Genomic DNA, 18,571 nt, shown 5'->3' on the forward strand with positions numbered 1-18,571 from the left:
TGCGAGTAAGGGTATCGGGTCGGGGTTAGTTCTTGTGACGACGATTCTGTACAAACAGCTCTTCAATTTCATGTTTTGGCTGCGGGCGATAAAAATGGAATCCTTGAATCGCATTACATTGAAGGTTAGAGAGCAGGGTCGCTTGCTGGTGGGTTTCCACCCCCTCGGCAACGACAGTTAAGTCGAGCGACTTACCTAGGTTAATGATGTTTTCAATCACAGTGACTTGTTTCGGTAGTGTGTCGATATCATTAATAAAAGCGCGGTCGATTTTTAGCTCGTCAATAGGGAAACGCGCTAAGTAGGAAAGAGAAGAGTAGCCGGTACCAAAGTCATCGATAGAGAGAGCGAAGCCAAGCTTTTTAATCGCATTCAACATTTGCAGTGTATGTTCGCTATCACTCATCACGGCACTTTCGGTTAGCTCGAAGGTAATGCAGCTTGGATCAAGCTCGGTAGTGCGAAGCAGCTTTTCCATAAAGTCGATCAGCTGTGGGTTGCCAAATTGCTCGGGAGAGAGGTTGATGGCGACACGGCCTGGCAGTATGCTTTGTTGCTTCCAACGTTTTACCGTATTGAAAACATCACGCATCACGACACGTCCAAGGTGTTCGATTAACCCAGCGCGCTCGGCGACAGGAATGAATGAGCCAGGACTAATGTACCCTTCGACTGGATGCTTCCAACGAACGAGCGCTTCTGCGCCGTTGATACTGAAGTCTCGCGCGTTAACCTTAGGTTGATACCACACTTCCAAACCGTTCTGCTGCAATGCTTTTTGCAGTTCGATTTCAAGCCACAAACGCATACGCGCTTCTTTGTTCATTTGATCGTTAAATTTGATCAGACGATTTCTACCACGATCTTTGGCTTCATACATCGCAGTATCGGCATTTTGGAGTAGGATTCGCGCATCTTGTCCGTCTTCAGGGTATCGAACGCTACCAATTGAACAGGCAAGGCGTTTGCTGAAGTGGTGTAAATCGAAAGGCTGGTTGATCAACGAGATAATGCGATCGGACAAAATTTCAGCCATGCGGGTATTTTCTGGCTCCGGCAGAATGACACCAAACTCATCGCCACCCAAATGACCAATAATCGCTTGGTTTGGCAGTAACCGTTTAAGACGGGCCGATACCTCTTGAATCACTTTATCGCCAATATGGTGACCAAGTGAGTCATTAATGTTTTTGAAGTTATCGATATCCAAATAGAACACCAGAAGCGGTGTTTGCTTTTTGATCAGCTGTTCCAAACGTTTGGTGAAGCCAAAGCGGTTGTAGAGTTTGGTGAGCGAGTCAATGTGTATGTCTTCATTCGATGCAGAAGACAGGTTTTTGGGCGCATCATCAGCATCTTGGATTAGGATAATTTGAGATTCGCTACCTAATATCGCCGTGGAATCCGCGTGTAGCTGAACTTTCCGTTCAAAGCCGCATCTTGCGCTGGTTAAGCAGACAAAAGGTTTGTCAGAAATTAATGTACTCAATCGATGACTAAATACCTTTTTACTGTTTTCATCGATGAATAAACGACTTAGCTCTTCGCCCAACAATTCATGAGGAGAGTTAAGTCCGAGAAGGCGCGCTGATGCGGGGTTCGCAGAGATGACAATATCATCTTCGATAAGCAGTAAGCCGTCTGGTAGCAGTTGTGTTAACTTCGCAAACTTACTTTCGGACTCTTCTAAGGAGCGAACGAGTATCTGCTTTTCTGAAGTATCGACAGCGTGAAAAACAACAAAGCGAATGTCGTTACCTTCAAAAACTGGCGAAAGACTAAAGTGAAGACTGGTTTCAAGGTCGGTTTCATCGAGCGTGATTTCGGCTTCGACATGTGCCCCTTTGAACGCGCGCTGATAGTATGGTGCAAGCTTCTTATAAAACTGTTCACCCAGCACTTGGCAATCGTTTAAGCCGACGATTTCCTCATGACTTAAACCTGCGATATCGCAGTAACGGTCACTTACCATTCGATAATTGTGTTTTTTATCAAGAATGGCAAAGAAGAAAGGGCTATTTGAGGTTAGCGTGGCAAACCAATGTTTTAATTGCTGGGAAGGCATTAGGGTATTACCGATCTCCAATGAGCCAGATTATTCGTCCGTGTATAAAAAGCGACACCCTGATAAGCCTGCGGCGGTCTACCACCAAGCTAAAGTGTTACTTGCCATTAAAGGGCTCGCGGTTTTAGCTGTGCAGTCGACAATCACATGGATACGCTCAGATAACTATAACTTTGAAAATACGGTTGTAAAAGTGTTTATCCACCTGTTCGCATCAATAATACACGTAAGTTCAAAAAAAGAAGCGTCAGTGAGCAATAAACCACCAATCTAAAATAAGCACTTTATTGATACATAACAGTAATCTCATCGCCACGATTGCTTAATATAAGCAACCTAATGACAAAGTAACGGATAATGAACGTGTTAAACAAGATTCGCAGTCAACTAGTAAAGAACGCAGCTAATATTTTGCGTTCTCCAGTCCAGTTATTACCACAGCCAATTCAGCAAAAAGCGTTGCTGGAAGGGCTAAAAATGGTGTTTAAAGAAGCCTTGGAAGATGGTGACTTTGAGTTCCTTGAAGACAAGTGGTTAAAAGTTGCGATTAAAGACTTGAACTTAGCATGGTACATCAGCTATCAAGACGAAAAATTGGTGGTAGCTGAAAAACCAGTTCAGGAAGATGTGAGTTTTAGTGGTAATCTAAACGACCTAGTACTGATTGCTGGTCGTAAAGAAGACCCTGACACACTGTTCTTCCAACGTCGCCTTTCAATTGAAGGTGATACTGAGCTTGGCTTAGAAGTGAAAAACTTAATGGACAGTGTCGACTTAGAGCAGTTACCGAAAGCAATGCAAGTCGCTTTGAATCAATTGGCTGATTTTGTTCAGAAAGGAGTTCAAGCGCCTGCACAACCAACCGGAGTAGCGAATGCTTATTCGAACTGAAGCCCCAGCGGACATTCTTACCATTGACCGCTTATTGAAACACGCCTTCCCGACGGAAGCTGAAGCTGAGCTTGTGATGCGTTTGCGCGAAAACAGCAAATTCACGCTTTCCTTAGTCGCGTGTACAGATGAGGGAGAGGTGATAGGCCATGCTTTATTTAGCCCTGTGACCTTAAATGGTGAAGATTTGTCATGGCAAGGGCTAGCGCCATTAGCTGTTCATGAAGATTACCGTCGCCAAGGCATCGCTGCAGAGTTGATCAAAGAAGGTTTCGATTCACTGCGTGATTTTGGCTACCCAGTGTGTGTGGTGTTGGGCGATCCTGATTATTACGCGCGCCAGGGTTTTCAATCATGCGACGAGATGGGCTTTGAATGTGCTTGGGATGTCCCTAAAGGTGCATTTCGAGTCGCAGAGTTGGTCGAAGGTCAATGTGCTGGACGCTCCGGACGCATAGACTATGCGCCAGAGTTCTCTGAACTGTAAATGAAAGAAGCCCACGACTAAGTGGGCTTCTTTCTTATTCACTGAAAACTGAGATAGGGAGGTTAGGATGACGGGTTACTTTTCTTTTTGCCCCAGACCTCTATTTTCGCTTTTTTACTTACCCCTAGCAGGCTGAGTTTTGTGCTTCCCCAGCTACTGTAAGTCATTTCAATCTGTTTTAGCTTGGCTTCTTTTGTACCTGGAAGGCTCCAGGCACGAGTCGACAATCCGCTTGTTAGTACGCCCATAGAGGAAAGCTTTTTCTCACTACCATCTGTCATGACGACTTTTAAACCATTAATGTCTACCGTTCCTTGCACACATTTTAGTTTTATTTTACTGAAGCTTCGGTTTCGGAATAGACTATTTGGTGTCACGGTATCTGTTTCTGTATGAAAGTTAACGGTTTTCGTTGCAATCAGCTCCCACTCATCGCTGTTATTAGCAAAAACACTCATGCTGGTGGCGGCTACCAGTGTGCAAAGCAGTAGCGTATTTAAGAATTTCATAATGTACCTCATATGTCATACCCAATGTGTGGCCGTTGGCAAAACGCTATGTTAAGGAATATCCAAATCATCTCATTGTGTTCAGGTGTTCCTTGAAGTCCTTTAGGTATAATCGCGATAATTTGATAGGATTGCCCTCGTTCAAATAGGTGACGGAAAATGTCAATTAACGAGAAACAGTATTTACGTGAAATGGGGATCAGCACATGGGAGCTGGTACACCCTGAAAGACTGGAAGGCTATCAATCGCCATTATTGGATTTGCAAAGTTCATGTAAACTCCTATTGGTATCGCCAATATGTCCAGAAAACGAGACGGCATTGATGTTTGAGCGCGTATTAAAAAGCATTAAGCTCACGCTTGATGATGCGCTACACCTAGAGCCTGAGCGCTTATCCATGCTGGGTGAACATCAGCTAGAGTGGGTGTGGTTTGCAGGCTGTGAGGCTGATAAAAGCATCAAGGCAAAGCACCTGACCTCGCCACTATTACAAGATATTGATGGTAATAACGAACAGCGCCGCGCATTGTGGCAACAAATCTGTTCGTACTCTTAACGGAGCTAATGCGTGACAATTGAAATTACGCCGATGTGTGCAGATCACCTCGACCAAGTTTGGCAAATCGAGCAGCAAGCACATTCTCACCCTTGGGCCGAATCTTTGGTTCGTGACTTATCCAGTCGCGGTGCTTGCCATCATGTGATGCTGGAAGGCTCTCAAGTGGTTGGTTACTTCTATGGACAGAATATTGTTGGAGAAGTGACACTATTAAATATTGCAGTAGCGCCTTCTCAACAGGGCAGAGGGCTAGGGCAAAAATTGCTGGACGCGTTTATTGAACACTGTGAACAAGCCAAAGCAGAGAGTGCTTGGTTAGAAGTGCGTGAAAGTAATCACCCAGCTATCCATATTTATGAGCAAGCAGGTTTTAATGAAGTGGACCGTCGTTACAACTATTACCCAGCTAAATCGGGAAATGGTAAGGAAGACGCCATTATCATGAGTTACTTATTTTTGAGTTAGTTTTAGGCCGTTACTAATTACCTCATCAACACTTATGCTTTAAATGCGTATCCGGATTCGAGGCTTTTGAATATGTAATAATAATTTTTTGAATTTTTACATCTCTTTGTGCGGAGCTGGCTTTCCCTTGTTAGTTGCAGGTAAAGGCTGGTGAGCCGAGTAAATTCAGTTCATGTCTTTCCAGTTTGCTAGCACAGCGATAATAAGCGAGAATACCGCACAATATCGAATAGTAGATATGCTTGCCTATTTTGTGAGCATGAAAGTAATTTAGAAGATTAACTAATGTCAAATCCCCTTTTTTTAGGCGAAGTGTCTAAGCGCAGAACGTTCGCTATTATTTCTCACCCGGATGCGGGTAAAACCACCATTACTGAAAAAGTCCTTTTATTCGGAAACGCGATCCAAAAAGCAGGTACGGTTAAAGGTCGTGGTAACGCACAGCATGCAAAATCAGACTGGATGGAAATGGAAAAAGAACGTGGTATCTCGGTAACCACTTCTGTAATGCAGTTCCCTTACAATGACTGTCTGGTAAACCTACTTGATACGCCTGGACACGAAGACTTCTCGGAAGATACATACCGTACGTTAACGGCAGTAGACTCGTGTTTGATGGTTATCGATGCGGCGAAAGGTGTCGAGGATCGTACACGTAAGCTGATGGAAGTAACGCGTCTGCGTGACACGCCAATCGTAACCTTCATGAACAAACTTGACCGTGACGTTCGTGATCCAATGGAAGTATTGGACGAGGTAGAAAACGAGTTGGGCATGATGTGTGCGCCAATTACATGGCCAATCGGCTGTGGTAAAGAATTTAAAGGTGTGTACCACATTCACCGTGATGAAACGATTTTATACGAATCAGGTCACGGTCATGAGATTCAAGAAGTTCGAATCATCAAAGGTCTCGACAACCCAGAGCTTGATGAAAAAGTTGGTGCAGGCCTTGCGGAAAGTGTTCGAGAAGAGCTTGAGCTTGTCATGGGTGCTTGCCCTGAGTTTGATTTGGAAATGTTCTTAACCGGTGATCTTACGCCAGTTTACTTCGGTACTGCATTAGGTAACTTTGGTGTGGATCATATGCTAGACGGTCTAACTGAATGGGCTCCAGCGCCGAAAACTCGTCAAGCGGTTGAACGTGAAGTTGAAGCGACTGAAGAGAAGTTCTCTGGTTTCGTATTTAAGATCCAAGCGAACATGGACCCAAAACACCGCGACCGTATCGCATTCATGCGTATTGTATCGGGCACTTACACGCAAGGTATGAAGATGAACCACGTTCGTCTTGGCAAGCAAGTGAGTATCTCTGATGCAGTAACCTTTATGGCTGGTGACCGTGCACGTGCAGAACACGCTTACGCCGGTGACATCATTGGTCTACACAACCACGGCACTATTCAGATTGGTGATACCTTTACTCAAGGTGAATCACTGAAGTTCTCTGGTATTCCGAACTTCGCTCCGGAACTATTCCGTCGTATTCGCCTGAAAGATCCATTAAAGCAGAAGCAGCTTCTCAAAGGTTTGGTTCAGCTATCAGAAGAAGGTGCGGTACAGGTATTCCGTCCTCTACAGAACAACGATCTGATCGTTGGTGCCGTTGGTGTACTTCAGTTCGATGTTGTTGTGGCTCGTTTGAAATCTGAGTATAACGTTGAAGCGATTTATGAAGGCATTAACGTTGCAACTGCTCGTTGGGTTGAGTGTGGTGATGCGAAGAAACTGGATGAGTTCCAACGCAAGAATCAAGCGAACTTAGCATTGGATGGTGGTGATAACCTAACGTATATCGCTCCAACAATGGTTAACTTAAACTTGGCGAAAGAGCGTTTCCCTGACGTTGATTTCCGTGCGACGCGTGAGCACTAATTTGCGCGGTTAGGGTAAGCCTTAACGCAAACTAGATTTTAAAACGCCCTTGGCTATAAACTTAGCCAAGGGCGTTTTTATATAAGGATAAGATATGAATTGGTTTAAACGTGGGCTAAAGCGTTACGACAACTGGTGTAAAGAGATGGGGTTAACTCCCGATCAGAAACGCAGTTGTGTCCCATATCGAAAAGACCCAGCCCATCAAACTGAAGAGAAGAGTGAAGCCCAACCATCCTCTGATTTTCTGCCCGCAGATACAGATAAAAAGCGTCAAGATGAAGCTCTTTGATACGCACTGCCACTTTGATTTTGATGTGTTTCAAGATGACTTTGCACATCAACTTGAGCTTGCTCAAACGCAAGGCGTCGCAAGAATTTTGATTCCTTCCGTCGGTCCGCAAAACTGGGCTCGTATTCAAACTTTGGCAGAGCAACATGCCAATTTGTATTATGCGCTCGGCTTTCATCCGTATTTTCTTGAAGATAACGTTGAGCAGCACCTTACAGAGCTAGAAGGCTATCTAAATCAAAAAGGGCAGCAGTGCGTGGCAATAGGAGAGTGTGGTTTAGATTTTGCCATTGATGTTGATCCACAGTTGCAAGAAAAGATACTTGAAGTTCAATTTGAGCTGGCTAGACGCTTCGAACTCCCAGTTATTTTACATAGCCGAAAAGCGCACAATCGCCTCATTCAAATGGTGAAAGCGGCGAATCTCCCTAGAGGTGGTGTGCTACACGCTTTTTCTGGGAGTTATCAGCAAGCCATGGAGTGGGTCAAATTAGGTTTTTTTATCGGTGTAGGAGGAACGATTACCTACCCAAGAGCCAAGAAAACACGCGACGCAATTCAAAAATTACCACTCGAAAACCTAGTAATCGAAACAGACGCACCAGATATGCCTATACTTGGATATCAAGGGGAGTCAAATCACCCAGCCAAACTCATTCACGTCTTTAATGAGCTCGTAGAGTTGCATAACGGCCGAAAGCAATCGATTGCCTCTCAACTGTGGAAAAATAGCAATTTTGCTTTCTCGATATGTGAATAAAATCTAAAGATGTGGTTTGAAATCGAAAACGTTTTCCTGCTTATTGTGAATTAACTCACAAAGCTGGTTGAATCAATCATGAATCTTATAGGAAAGTGTGAGGCTGGCATTACTTTAATTGATTCTGCATGAGTATAATTGTCCCCGCTTTATAGCTCCATTTTGTAACACGCCAATAAATAACTTATAAGGAAGTCATAAACTATGAGCCTGTTTATGAGCCTAATCGGTATGGTAGTGCTTCTTGCGATTGCAGTGGCATTTTCTAACAACCGAAAAGCTATCAACTTTAGAACTGTGGGTGGCGCATTCGCTATCCAATTCGCATTAGGTGCATTTGTTCTGTATGTACCTTGGGGCCGTGATCTACTAAACGGTTTCTCTTCAGGTGTTTCTAACGTTATCAACTACGGTAACGATGGTTCATCATTCCTGTTCGGTGGTCTTGTTTCTGACAAGATGTTCGAAGTATTCGGCGGCGGCGGTTTCATCTTCGCATTCCGTGTTCTTCCTACACTGATCTTCTTCTCTGCACTGATTTCAGTTCTTTACTACATTGGCGTTATGCAATGGGTTATCAAGATTCTTGGTGGCGCACTACAAAAAGCGCTAGGCACTTCGCGTGCGGAATCAATGTCAGCAGCAGCTAACATTTTCGTAGGTCAAACTGAGGCACCTCTAGTTGTTCGTCCATTCGTTCCAAAAATGACTCAATCAGAGCTATTCGCGGTAATGTGTGGTGGTCTAGCTTCTGTTGCTGGTGGTGTACTAGCTGGTTACGCATCTATGGGTGTTCCACTAGAGTACCTAGTTGCGGCATCATTCATGGCAGCACCAGGTGGTCTACTGTTCGCTAAAATCCTTCACCCTGAGACTGACCAGCCTCACGAAAGTATCGAAGAAGCGATGGACGGCGGTGACGACAAACCAGTTAACGTAATCGACGCAGCTGCGGGCGGTGCGGCTTCTGGTCTACAACTTGCGCTTAACGTAGGTGCAATGCTAATCGCATTCGTTGGTCTAATCGCGCTAATCAACGGTATGCTAGGTGGCATCGGTGGTTGGTTCGGCATGCCAGAACTAACACTAGAGCTAATCCTAGGTTACGCGTTCTCTCCACTAGCATTCCTAATCGGTGTTCCATGGGCAGAAGCTGTAACAGCTGGTTCATTCATCGGTCAGAAAATCGTAGTGAACGAATTCGTTGCTTACTTGAACTTCACACCATACCTAGGTGAAAACGCTCAAGTAATCGCGGCAACTGGTGAAGTAATGTCTGAGAAGACAACAGCTATCATCTCATTCGCACTATGTGGTTTCGCGAACCTTTCTTCTATCGCGATTCTACTTGGTGGTTTAGGTAGCCTTGCACCAAACCGTCGTAGTGACATCGCTCGCATGGGTGTTAAAGCAGTTCTTGCAGGTACGTTGTCTAACCTTATGGCAGCGACAATTGCAGGCTTCTGCTTAAGCCTTGCAGCACTATAATTAGAATCGGTTCTTAATATATAGACGCCGTTTTACATCATGCCCTGTAGCAAGAGATTGCTGCGGGGCATTTTTCGTTTTTCGGGCTCCAAAATTTCATCGGGTGTTTGCCTTAGTCGAGGTATTACGCAGTCAATGGAATAGGGGCTAGGAAATTTTGAGATACAAACCGTTTGCGCTCTATTTGGTGCTACAGTTTTGCGGTGAAACTCTATAATGTATTAATCACAGGATAGTGGTTAAGCTTGATTCTTAATCACGTAATGAATATTACATAATCGATGGGCAAATGAATTGCCCTGCAATATCAGATCTAATAGGCGTTTTGCTTTGTGATGTGATATTAAAGACACCGCAATCATAGATTGTTGTGCCATAGGCCAAACTGGTACTGTGCGGTGACAAGGATAGCAATTGGCATATGATAAATTTTCGCTGTATATGCCGAGTCTTCAGGGAACCAAGTCCGTTCATTAATAGACTGTTTAGCCATTTACTCACATTGTCTCGACTTGTTGATTATAGTTAAAGACGTGATGTAAGGCTGAGTAGTGAATTTTTTGAATATTGATCGGAGATAGAAATGAGCGATTTAAAAGCAGCAGCGCTACGTGCACTTAAACTTATGGACCTAACTACGTTGAATGATGATGACACTGATGCAAAAGTGATCTCACTATGTCATGACGCGAAAACAGCAGTAGGCAACACAGCTGCAATTTGTATTTACCCTCGCTTTATTCCTATTGCTAAGAAGACACTTCGTGAGCAAGGTACGCCAGAGGTTCGTATTGCAACAGTAACGAACTTCCCACATGGTAACGACGACATTGAAATCGCAGTTGCTGAAACAAAAGCGGCGGTTGCTTACGGTGCAGACGAAGTTGACGTAGTTTTTCCTTACCGCGCGCTAATGGCGGGTGATGAGAAAGTAGGCTTCGAACTAGTTAAGCAATGTAAAGAAGCTTGTGGTGACATTCTTCTTAAAGTGATCATCGAAACAGGTGAACTAAAAGAAGAAGCACTAATCAAGAAAGCATCTCAAATCTGTATTGAAGCAGGTGCTGACTTCATTAAAACTTCAACTGGTAAAGTGCCAGTAAACGCAACACCAGAATACGCTCGCATGATGCTTGAAGTTATTCGCGACATGGGTGTTGCAGAAACTGTTGGTTTCAAACCAGCAGGTGGTGTGCGCACTGCTGAAGACGCAGCAGCATACCTAGCAATGGCTGACGAAATCCTAGGTGACAACTGGGTTGATGCTCGTCACTACCGTTTTGGTGCGTCTAGCCTGCTAACCAACCTACTAAATACATTAGAAGTATCGGACGACGTCGCTGATCCAACAGCGTACTAATTCCAATAATGCGTCTGAACGGTAGCACCTAAACGGGTGCTACCAAACCTCTTCTATCCTACTACAACCATGGCTCAAAAGAGCTTGGGAGGCACTAATGTATTTACCACAAGAAATCATTCGTAAAAAACGTGACGGCGAAGTCCTAACCGCCGACGAAATCAACTTCTTTATTCAAGGCGTAGCGAACAACACGGTATCTGAAGGTCAGATTGCGGCGTTTGCTATGACGATTTTCTTTAATGAAATGACCATGGATGAGCGCATCGCCTTAACGTGTGCAATGCGTGATTCGGGCATGGTTATCGACTGGAGCCACATGAACTTCGGTGGTCCAATTGTCGACAAACACTCAACCGGTGGTGTGGGTGACGTAACTTCTTTAATGCTTGGCCCAATGGTGGCAGCGTGTGGCGGTTTCGTACCTATGATCTCTGGCCGCGGTCTTGGTCATACAGGCGGTACGCTGGATAAACTTGAATCTATCCCTGGTTACAACATTACGCCGAGCAACGATGTTTTTGGTCAAGTAACCAAAGACGCTGGTGTGGCGATCATCGGTCAAACTGGTGACCTTGCTCCTGCGGATAAGCGTGTTTACGCGACTCGTGATATTACCGCAACGGTAGACAATATCTCCCTGATTACGGCGTCGATCCTTTCTAAGAAACTGGCGGCGGGTCTGGAATCGCTAGTGATGGACGTAAAAGTGGGTTCAGGTGCATTTATGCCAACTTACGAAGCGTCTGAAGAGCTAGCAAAATCAATCGTTGCGGTAGCAAACGGTGCTGGCACTAAGACTACGGCAATTCTTACGGACATGAACCAAGTATTGGCGTCTTCAGCGGGTAACGCAGTGGAAGTTCGTGAAGCGGTTCGTTTCTTAACGGGTGAATACCGTAACCCTCGTCTACTTGAAGTGACCATGGCTTCATGTGCTGAAATGTTAGTACTTGGCAAGCTTGCTGAGAACACAGAAGACGCACGCGCAAAACTGATGGAAGTGCTGGATAACGGCAAAGCGGCTGAGTGCTTCGGCAAGATGGTTGCCGGCTTAGGCGGCCCAGCAGACTTCGTAGAAAACTACGACAACTACTTAGAAAAAGCAGAAATCATCAAGCCAGTTTACGCAACAGAAACGGGCATTGTCTCTGCAATGGATACACGTGCTATCGGCATGGCTGTGGTTGCTATGGGTGGTGGTCGTCGAGTTGCTACTGATGAAATCGACTACGCAGTTGGTTTCGACGAGTTCATCCGCCTAGGTGAGGTCGCAGACAGTGATAAACCTCTTGCGGTCATCCACGCTCGCACTGAAGAGCAATGGGAAGAAGCGGCAAAAGCACTGCGCAGTGCAATCAAAGTAGGTGGTGAATACACACCAACTCCAGAGGTTTACCGCCAAATTCGTGCAGAAGATATCTAATAGAACAAGTAATTACACAAGGCCTACTCAACCATAATAAAAAGCCGAGTGGGCCTAAGGAACGAGCAATGAAAAGAGCATTTATTTTAGTACTAGACTCATTCGGTATCGGTGCAACTGCCGATGCTAAAGAATTTGGTGATGTAGGTTCAGACACACTAGGTCACATCGCTGACCAATGTGAAAAAGGCTTAGCAGATAACGACAATCGCCAAGGTGCACTTCGCCTTCCAAATCTATCGAAACTTGGTTTGGCAATGGCGCATAAAGAATCGACAGGTCGCTTCGCACCTGGACTAGACGCAGACGCTGAAATTATTGGTGCATACGGTCATGCAGCAGAGCTTTCTTCAGGTAAAGACACGCCGTCTGGTCACTGGGAAATCGCAGGTGTTCCTGTTCTGTTTGACTGGGGTTACTTCACTGACAAAGCAAACAGCTTCCCGAAAGAATTGACTGACCGCATTCTTGAGCGTGCAGGTCTTGACGGTTTCCTGGGTAACTGCCACGCATCTGGTACTCAAGTTCTTGACGATCTTGGTGAAGAGCACATGAAGACTGGCAAACCAATCTTCTACACTTCTGCTGACTCTGTATTCCAAATCGCATGTCACGAAGAGACTTTCGGTCTAGACCGTCTACTAGAGCTTTGCCAAATCGCACGTGAAGAGCTAGAAGATTACAACATTGGTCGTGTTATCGCGCGTCCATTTGTTGGTGCTGGTAAAGGTCAATTTGAGCGTACCGGTAACCGTCGTGACCTTTCTGTTGAGCCACCATCAGCAACGGTTCTACAGAAACTTGTTGAAGAGAAGCAAGGCAACGTGGTTTCTATTGGTAAGATTGCTGATATCTACGCAAACTGCGGTATCACTAAGAAAGTGAAAGCGACAGGTATCCCTGCATTGTTCGAAGCAACGCTAGAGCAAATCAAAGAAGCGGGCGACAACACGATCGTATTCACTAACTTTGTAGACTTCGACTCAGCTTACGGTCACCGTCGTGACGTAGCGGGTTACGCAGCGGCACTTGAGTACTTCGATGGTCGTATCAACGAAGTGCTAGAGATTATGGAAGAAGACGATGTGCTTATCCTAACGGCAGACCACGGCTGTGACCCAACATGGCCAGGCACTGACCATACTCGTGAGCACATCCCAGTATTGGTTTATGGTCAAAAAGTACCAGCTGGTTCTCTTGGCCGCCGCGAAACATTCGCAGATATCGGTCAAACATTGGCAAGTTACTTCGGTACTTCTCCAATGGATTACGGTAAGAACTTCCTATAATTAGTTAGGTTTTTGAAAACTAGGAGCTTGATTGCTCCTAGTTTTATGTTTGCAGTATGTAAATGCTGCTTGTCGGAAATGATAATACTCTGGCTTATATCGCCTTAAGCGCGGAGCGCTAGAGAAAGGTTAAGGAAAAGAAAATGGCAACTCCACATATCAATGCTGAAATGGGTGCATTTGCAGACGTCGTACTGATGCCTGGCGATCCACTACGTGCCAAATACATCGCAGAGACTTTCCTTGAAGATGTCGTTCAAGTGTGTGACGTTCGTAATATGTTTGGTTACACAGGCACATACAAAGGCCGTAAGATCTCGGTAATGGGCCACGGTATGGGTATCCCATCATGCTCGATTTACGCAACTGAACTAATCAAAGACTTCGGCGTGAAGAAAATCATCCGTGTTGGCAGCTGTGGCGCAGTGAATGAAGACATCAAAGTGCGTGATGTTGTGATCGGCATGGGTGCATGTACTGACTCTAAAGTGAACCGTATCCGCTTTAAAGGTCATGACTTCGCGGCAATCGCAGACTACAACATGGTTCGTGCGGCAGAAGACGCTGCAAAAGCTCGCGGTATTGACGTTAAAGTTGGTAACCTATTCTCAGCAGAGCTTTTCTACACGCCAGATCCAGAAATGTTCGATGTAATGGACAAGTACGGCATTGTTGGTGTTGAAATGGAAGCTGCTGGTATTTACGGTGTTGCGGCAGAATACGGTGCAAAAGCTCTGACAATCTGTACGGTTTCTGATCATATCAAGACTGGCGAACAGACTACATCTGACGAGCGTCAAACGACATTCAACGACATGATGCTAATTGCACTAGATTCAGTATTGCTTGGTGACGAAGAGTAAGCGACGAAGAGTCATTCTATTTTTCGCTCTCAAGAGCTAAAAAAACAGCCCGCACATTGCGGGCTGTTTTTATATGAGTTGTTAGCGCTACCTAGTTACTTGGTTAGCAGCAGGTTTGGCGCTTTTTTACGACGTATCGGTTGTCGACGTAAAATCAAGATGAACAACATGCCACAGACAAAGCTCATTAAGACCATCATGTACATATAACGATCGCTCTTGCGATAGTGGTGGTCAGAAATAGCCGTCACCCGGCCCGTCTCAAAAGTCACGCGAACAAAACCGATAAGCGCACCATCTGCAAAAACTGGTTCAACCAACTGCTGGCGACCAATGGAAGCTGTTGCCAAAGGCGTATCCAGGCCAAGAACTTCGCGTACCGATAATGCCTCTTCACTAGACGCTAAACGTACACCCTGTGCATCGTAGATTGTTGCATCAAACACTAAACGGTCTTGTGCTAGTTGGTTTGTTAGCTGAAGTAATCGTTCTTGATCTTTAGTTAAAATCATCTCACTGGCAGAAAGAGACGCCTGTGAAATCAAAACTTTGGTGAGTGTTTCAAGCTGTTGTGCTTGAATTTTCTCATTACCCTTACTGATCACAACACTGTTTTTTATTGTGATAAACAACATCACACACAGTAGGATTAGTGCCAGAATTCTTAGGGCATTCCTTACTGAGAACAAAGATTCACTCATGCTCTTTACTCATCCATTTAAAATAAAACAAAGACTTGCCTTTTTAGTTTGTTGAGGTAACGTTTTAGCAAAGTCATAAGGGATTATATACATGGACGCGTCAAAAAGCTTGCCTATCAGAAAACATACGACACTTTTAAAACGATTACCCGAGACTCGATTTGCCTCCCAATTAGATAAAGCAAAAGCAAACTGGATCGTATTTGCTGAGTACCTTTCGCCAAGTCACTTCGAAGACATTGATTTCTTCACCGGCTTTTACAACCCGATACTAGAAACGTGGAAAGTTGGCCAATATGAAGTAGCCCTGATGGCCGGAGAATTAACTCCTCAACATGAAACGATCTTACAAAGTCTCAACCTAGATTACGCCTCGCTTAATGAAGTGCCCGATCTATCAACCCAAGGGTTGATTGTATTTGATATGGATTCAACGGCGATCCAGATAGAGTGTATTGATGAAATCGCGAAACTGGCAGGAGTAGGGGATGAGGTCGCTGAAGTCACTGAACGTGCCATGCAAGGTGAGTTGGATTTTGAGCAAAGTTTACGTCAGCGAGTTGGTAAGCTCAAAGGTGCCGATGAATCAATTCTTGAACAAGTTCGTTCCCAGTTACCATTCATGCCGGACTTTGAAGCGCTAATTGCGACGTTGAAAGCCTTGGGCTGGAAAACAGCGATTGCTTCCGGTGGTTTTACTTACTTCTCTGATTACATCAAAGATAAAGTCGACCTAGATTTTGCTCGTTCCAATCAATTAGAAATTATTGACGGCAAACTCACGGGTAACGTACTTGGCGATGTGGTAACGGCGCAGATGAAGTCTGACATTCTAGTGGAATTGGCGGATGAATATGAAATTGAGCAGCACAACACGGTTGCTGTCGGTGATGGCGCTAATGATCTTGTGATGATGTCGGTGGCTGGATTAGGGATTGCGTATCACGCAAAACCAAAAGTGGAAGCTCAAGCGCAATCTGCGATTCGCTTTGCAGGGTTGGGCGGTGTGCTCTGTATTTTATCTGGCGCATTGGTGAAGCAGCAAAAGGTCAGCTGGAAAGCTAAACCTTAACCACCCATTCAAAAACACCGCCAGAAAGGCGGTGTTTTTTTTCAATTTGGTATGACTTTGAATTTACTCGGTTAACTCCAATCTAATTACAACCTCTTCAGTAATGTCTTCAAATTCACTGTAACCAACGAGCGCCGTCAACTCTTTTTCTAACTTGCTTGCTTGATGTACACCAAATTGGGTTAAGTCACTTAAATCTTGTTGCAGTAATGATGTCATCGGATCGAAAATTGGCGCAGTAGAAAGGCGAAGCACGTAAAAGTCACCCATCATTCGCGCTTTCTTTATAAATTGAATCCGCTCTTTTACGCTGTTGAACTCTTGATGAAGCTTTGACTCAATACCTGTAATTTTATTGCCTACTTTTACGGCGCTTATGTAGATATCCTGATGTCTGGCTTGAGCACCTTCTACACGTTTTATTGGCTCTGCGATTAATGTGCTTGTCCGGCCTTTAAAGATAGGTTCAAGTGACAACAGTTGGTCATGCCCAAGACGGGCAAAAAGCTCAATGTGTTTAGGTAGCGGCAAGTTCACCCCGATAACGGGGGTTTTTATTGAAGATGACGTACTTTTACTGATAAAAATGGGCGTGCTCAGCGTACGCGAGAGCAACATGCAGTGCAGCCTTTCAAGTAGAGCATTACTTGGTAGCGTCTCTTTTTGCGGGATTAGCTTGTCTTGATTGTGCTCGATAATGCTGTTGAAAAAAGCGATTACCTTCATGGTTTGGCTGCTTTCATCAATAACTAGCTGCACGCTACAACCGTCTGGGCTTACACGAATTACTCGGTATGGCACCGACATTAACGGCAATTTTTTATCGTAGAGTTGTAATTCTCGAAAGTTGATTCTTACCTCTTGCCCAGAACGTAACATTGTGGGCTCACTTAGCCTAATTCCGAGTCCTCGTTTGGAAAGGTCAACAGTACTGCCGCCTGTTTTAGTCTGTCCTGAGTACAACTCTAAAGGTGTTTTAAAACGATAACGAGGCTCTTTTCGACGAGACTTTGCATCAAAATAAATGCCCTTTGGATTGCCGATAACTCTTCTCGGATGGCGAAACGCGTTTAATGTATTAGCGGGTAAGCGCGGCTTTTCAGTTAGCAGGTAATCCTGCCCTGACTTTTCGTCAGCAATTTCTTGCAAAATACCAATATGAGTCAGTGATTGAGACGTTTCTGCCAACTCTGGAGAGAATGCTGCTAGGTCTTCCTGTTCTTGCTCTGATAGTTCAAAGATTGAAATTCTAAAGGCGCGCCAACTCTCTCGTTTGCCACCTAAATGCCAAAATAGCTGGCGCTGTTCGCGAGTTGCTTCTGGGCGAAACATCGAATAGAAATAGGTTCGATTCTCGTGCTCGTGAGTAAATGAATAAAGGACATTGGTTGTTCCTTTAACACCAGGCTTAATGAGTGACGCGATGCGTTGCTCGTTGAATAAGGAACCAAACATTTGCTGGTTTCTCTCATCGTGCCAGTATTGCCAAAGCTTTTGATTGTTTGGCGTTAACATTGCTAATTTTAGGTCACTACCATCAAAGAATAGAGGCAAGCTGCTAGTGTGCTTTAGTGCGATGTGCTCATAACCGCGAGTTCGAGCTCGAATAATCTTGTCTTGATTGTCGTGACGAGCCCTTTTAGCAGCACTGTTGAGCGCTTCATCTATCACTCTGGTGACGACATTGGTATCAGTTAAGCGTATGGTTCTGAGGTATCGAACTGAGTCATTTTCGTAACAGTCATCAACCGCGAGTATGCGGTATGCAAGCGGTTTCTCTATACCTGCAACGTTAGATTTGCTGGCAAATTCAGTAAACGTGACCTGAATAATTTCCCCAAGGTTATATTTAAATGCGCTCGGGACTTTGAACTTTGCGCCAGAGCTAGATAAATCAATGCTTAATCCATGAAGAAGCTGTCCTTTAGAACGGCAAATTTCAACTTGAGATTGGACTTTCAAGCGTTTTTCTTGGCGCTTTAAATCGTAGCCTAGGTGAACGGGTTCTGCTAAGAACGGGCTTTTAGGATCCGTTAACGATTGCGTTTTTTGCTGAGTAAGGCGCTTGCTCATTACGCGAAAGTTATTTCGCGTGTTGACCAATGCTTCCCACATTCCTTCCGTGTAGCAGCCAAACTTTTTGATGTTTTTATGGTAAGCGTTGAAAGCAACATCATCCAACCAATGTGGAATACCATCCAAAATATACTCGCGACATTCGCCTTGAACGCGACCTCGCAAATCAATGCTTTTTTTGCATGGAGCCATTAAGCGGTTAAGTTCCATTTTAACCAAAATTTTGGCCGAAGGCGGCTCTTCCTCGGTCAGTTGGCCAAGGACAAAGTCAAAGTCATTCGTACCGTAAACGGGAATGAGTCGTTCTGCGAGCGAGAGAATTTCAGATTGCTGCATTATTTCTGTTAGAGTATGTCGTTACTTTAAATTGTATCGGCTAAGCGAAGTAATA

At 44.7% G+C, this 18,571-nt stretch carries 18 protein-coding genes; 13 read left to right on the plus strand and 5 right to left on the minus strand.

Features of this window, described 5'->3' with window-relative positions; genetic code table 11:
* Positions 1-25 precede the first annotated feature (25 nt).
* Positions 26-2,065, minus strand: a complete 2,040-nt coding sequence (locus tag R7R78_RS12145) for a bifunctional diguanylate cyclase/phosphodiesterase (RefSeq protein WP_065274794.1) — start codon at positions 2,063-2,065, stop codon at positions 26-28.
* A 363-nt stretch (positions 2,066-2,428) separates the two neighbouring features.
* Between R7R78_RS12145 and R7R78_RS12150 the strand changes: the two genes are divergently transcribed.
* Together R7R78_RS12150 and R7R78_RS12155 are read left to right on the plus strand one after the other, a co-directional pair.
* Positions 2,429-2,956 carry a ubiquinone anaerobic biosynthesis accessory factor UbiT gene (locus R7R78_RS12150; RefSeq protein ID WP_005394645.1) on the plus strand — a complete coding sequence of 176 codons (528 nt, stop codon included), beginning with the start codon at positions 2,429-2,431 and terminating at the stop codon, positions 2,954-2,956.
* Positions 2,940-3,443: a GNAT family N-acetyltransferase gene (locus R7R78_RS12155; protein ID WP_005380119.1), complete on the plus strand. Its 504-nt coding sequence runs from the start codon at positions 2,940-2,942 to the stop codon at positions 3,441-3,443. Before R7R78_RS12150 ends, R7R78_RS12155 begins: the two co-directional genes overlap by 17 nt.
* Before the next feature lie 62 nt (positions 3,444-3,505).
* Here R7R78_RS12155 and R7R78_RS12160 read toward each other — a convergent pair whose 3' ends face one another.
* Entirely contained in the window at positions 3,506-3,952 is a 447-nt protein-coding gene (locus R7R78_RS12160) for a hypothetical protein (RefSeq protein WP_176311148.1), read from the minus strand.
* A 159-nt stretch (positions 3,953-4,111) separates the two neighbouring features.
* Between R7R78_RS12160 and R7R78_RS12165 the strand changes: the two genes are divergently transcribed.
* The 6 genes from R7R78_RS12165 (at position 4,112) to R7R78_RS12190 (ending at position 9,393) form a co-directional block, all read left to right on the plus strand.
* Positions 4,112-4,510, plus strand: coding sequence for a DNA polymerase III subunit psi (locus tag R7R78_RS12165; RefSeq protein ID WP_017635885.1), 399 nt, complete (start codon positions 4,112-4,114; stop codon positions 4,508-4,510).
* A gap of 12 nt (positions 4,511-4,522) precedes the next feature.
* Positions 4,523-4,978 (plus strand): ribosomal protein S18-alanine N-acetyltransferase, encoded by a 456-nt coding sequence (gene rimI / locus R7R78_RS12170; RefSeq protein ID WP_158174144.1) that lies wholly within the window; start codon positions 4,523-4,525, stop codon positions 4,976-4,978.
* A gap of 285 nt (positions 4,979-5,263) precedes the next feature.
* A complete protein-coding gene (gene prfC / locus R7R78_RS12175; RefSeq protein WP_005380123.1) occupies positions 5,264-6,853 on the plus strand; it encodes a peptide chain release factor 3 in 1,590 nt (529 codons plus the stop codon).
* A gap of 94 nt (positions 6,854-6,947) precedes the next feature.
* Positions 6,948-7,145: a DUF5363 family protein gene (locus R7R78_RS12180; protein WP_005380125.1), complete on the plus strand. Its 198-nt coding sequence runs from the start codon at positions 6,948-6,950 to the stop codon at positions 7,143-7,145.
* Entirely contained in the window at positions 7,132-7,905 is a 774-nt protein-coding gene (locus R7R78_RS12185) for a TatD family hydrolase (RefSeq protein WP_005380129.1), read from the plus strand. The genes R7R78_RS12180 and R7R78_RS12185 overlap by 14 nt, the downstream gene beginning before the upstream one ends.
* A 204-nt stretch (positions 7,906-8,109) precedes the next feature.
* Positions 8,110-9,393: a NupC/NupG family nucleoside CNT transporter gene (locus R7R78_RS12190; RefSeq protein WP_005380131.1), complete on the plus strand. Its 1,284-nt coding sequence runs from the start codon at positions 8,110-8,112 to the stop codon at positions 9,391-9,393.
* 358 nt (positions 9,394-9,751) lie between these two features.
* On the opposite strand, the gene R7R78_RS12195 is transcribed toward R7R78_RS12190, so the two are convergent.
* Positions 9,752-9,886 (minus strand): hypothetical protein, encoded by a 135-nt coding sequence (locus R7R78_RS12195; protein ID WP_005391675.1) that lies wholly within the window; start codon positions 9,884-9,886, stop codon positions 9,752-9,754.
* A 90-nt stretch (positions 9,887-9,976) separates the two neighbouring features.
* Between R7R78_RS12195 and deoC the strand changes: the two genes are divergently transcribed.
* The 4 genes from deoC to deoD all read left to right on the plus strand — a co-directional run bounded on the left by deoC (position 9,977) and on the right by deoD (position 14,331).
* Complete coding sequence (gene deoC / locus R7R78_RS12200) at positions 9,977-10,753, plus strand: deoxyribose-phosphate aldolase (protein ID WP_005380133.1); 777 nt, start codon at positions 9,977-9,979, stop codon at positions 10,751-10,753.
* 97 nt (positions 10,754-10,850) lie between these two features.
* The gene (gene deoA, locus R7R78_RS12205; protein ID WP_005380134.1) at positions 10,851-12,179 is read left to right on the plus strand and encodes a thymidine phosphorylase; all 1,329 of its coding nucleotides are present in this window, start codon (positions 10,851-10,853) and stop codon (positions 12,177-12,179) included.
* 68 nt (positions 12,180-12,247) lie between these two features.
* Positions 12,248-13,468 (plus strand): phosphopentomutase, encoded by a 1,221-nt coding sequence (locus tag R7R78_RS12210; protein WP_005386434.1) that lies wholly within the window; start codon positions 12,248-12,250, stop codon positions 13,466-13,468.
* A 143-nt stretch (positions 13,469-13,611) separates the two neighbouring features.
* Positions 13,612-14,331: a purine-nucleoside phosphorylase gene (gene deoD, locus R7R78_RS12215; RefSeq protein ID WP_005380140.1), complete on the plus strand. Its 720-nt coding sequence runs from the start codon at positions 13,612-13,614 to the stop codon at positions 14,329-14,331.
* Positions 14,332-14,426: 95 nt separating this feature from the next.
* Here the strand turns inward: deoD and R7R78_RS12220 are convergent, their stop codons facing one another.
* Positions 14,427-15,032: a YtjB family periplasmic protein gene (locus R7R78_RS12220; protein WP_005391677.1), complete on the minus strand. Its 606-nt coding sequence runs from the start codon at positions 15,030-15,032 to the stop codon at positions 14,427-14,429.
* 91 nt (positions 15,033-15,123) lie between these two features.
* Here R7R78_RS12220 and serB point away from each other — a divergent pair, with 91 nt between their 5' ends.
* Positions 15,124-16,104, plus strand: a complete 981-nt coding sequence (serB, locus tag R7R78_RS12225; protein WP_005386439.1) for a phosphoserine phosphatase — start codon at positions 15,124-15,126, stop codon at positions 16,102-16,104.
* Between the two features lie 63 nt (positions 16,105-16,167).
* On the opposite strand, the gene R7R78_RS12230 is transcribed toward serB, so the two are convergent.
* Positions 16,168-18,516, minus strand: a complete 2,349-nt coding sequence (locus tag R7R78_RS12230; protein WP_225473661.1) for a PilZ domain-containing protein — start codon at positions 18,514-18,516, stop codon at positions 16,168-16,170.
* Positions 18,517-18,571: the final 55 nt, after the last annotated feature.

The sequence above is a fragment of the Vibrio sp. 2134-1 genome (assembly GCF_033339495.1).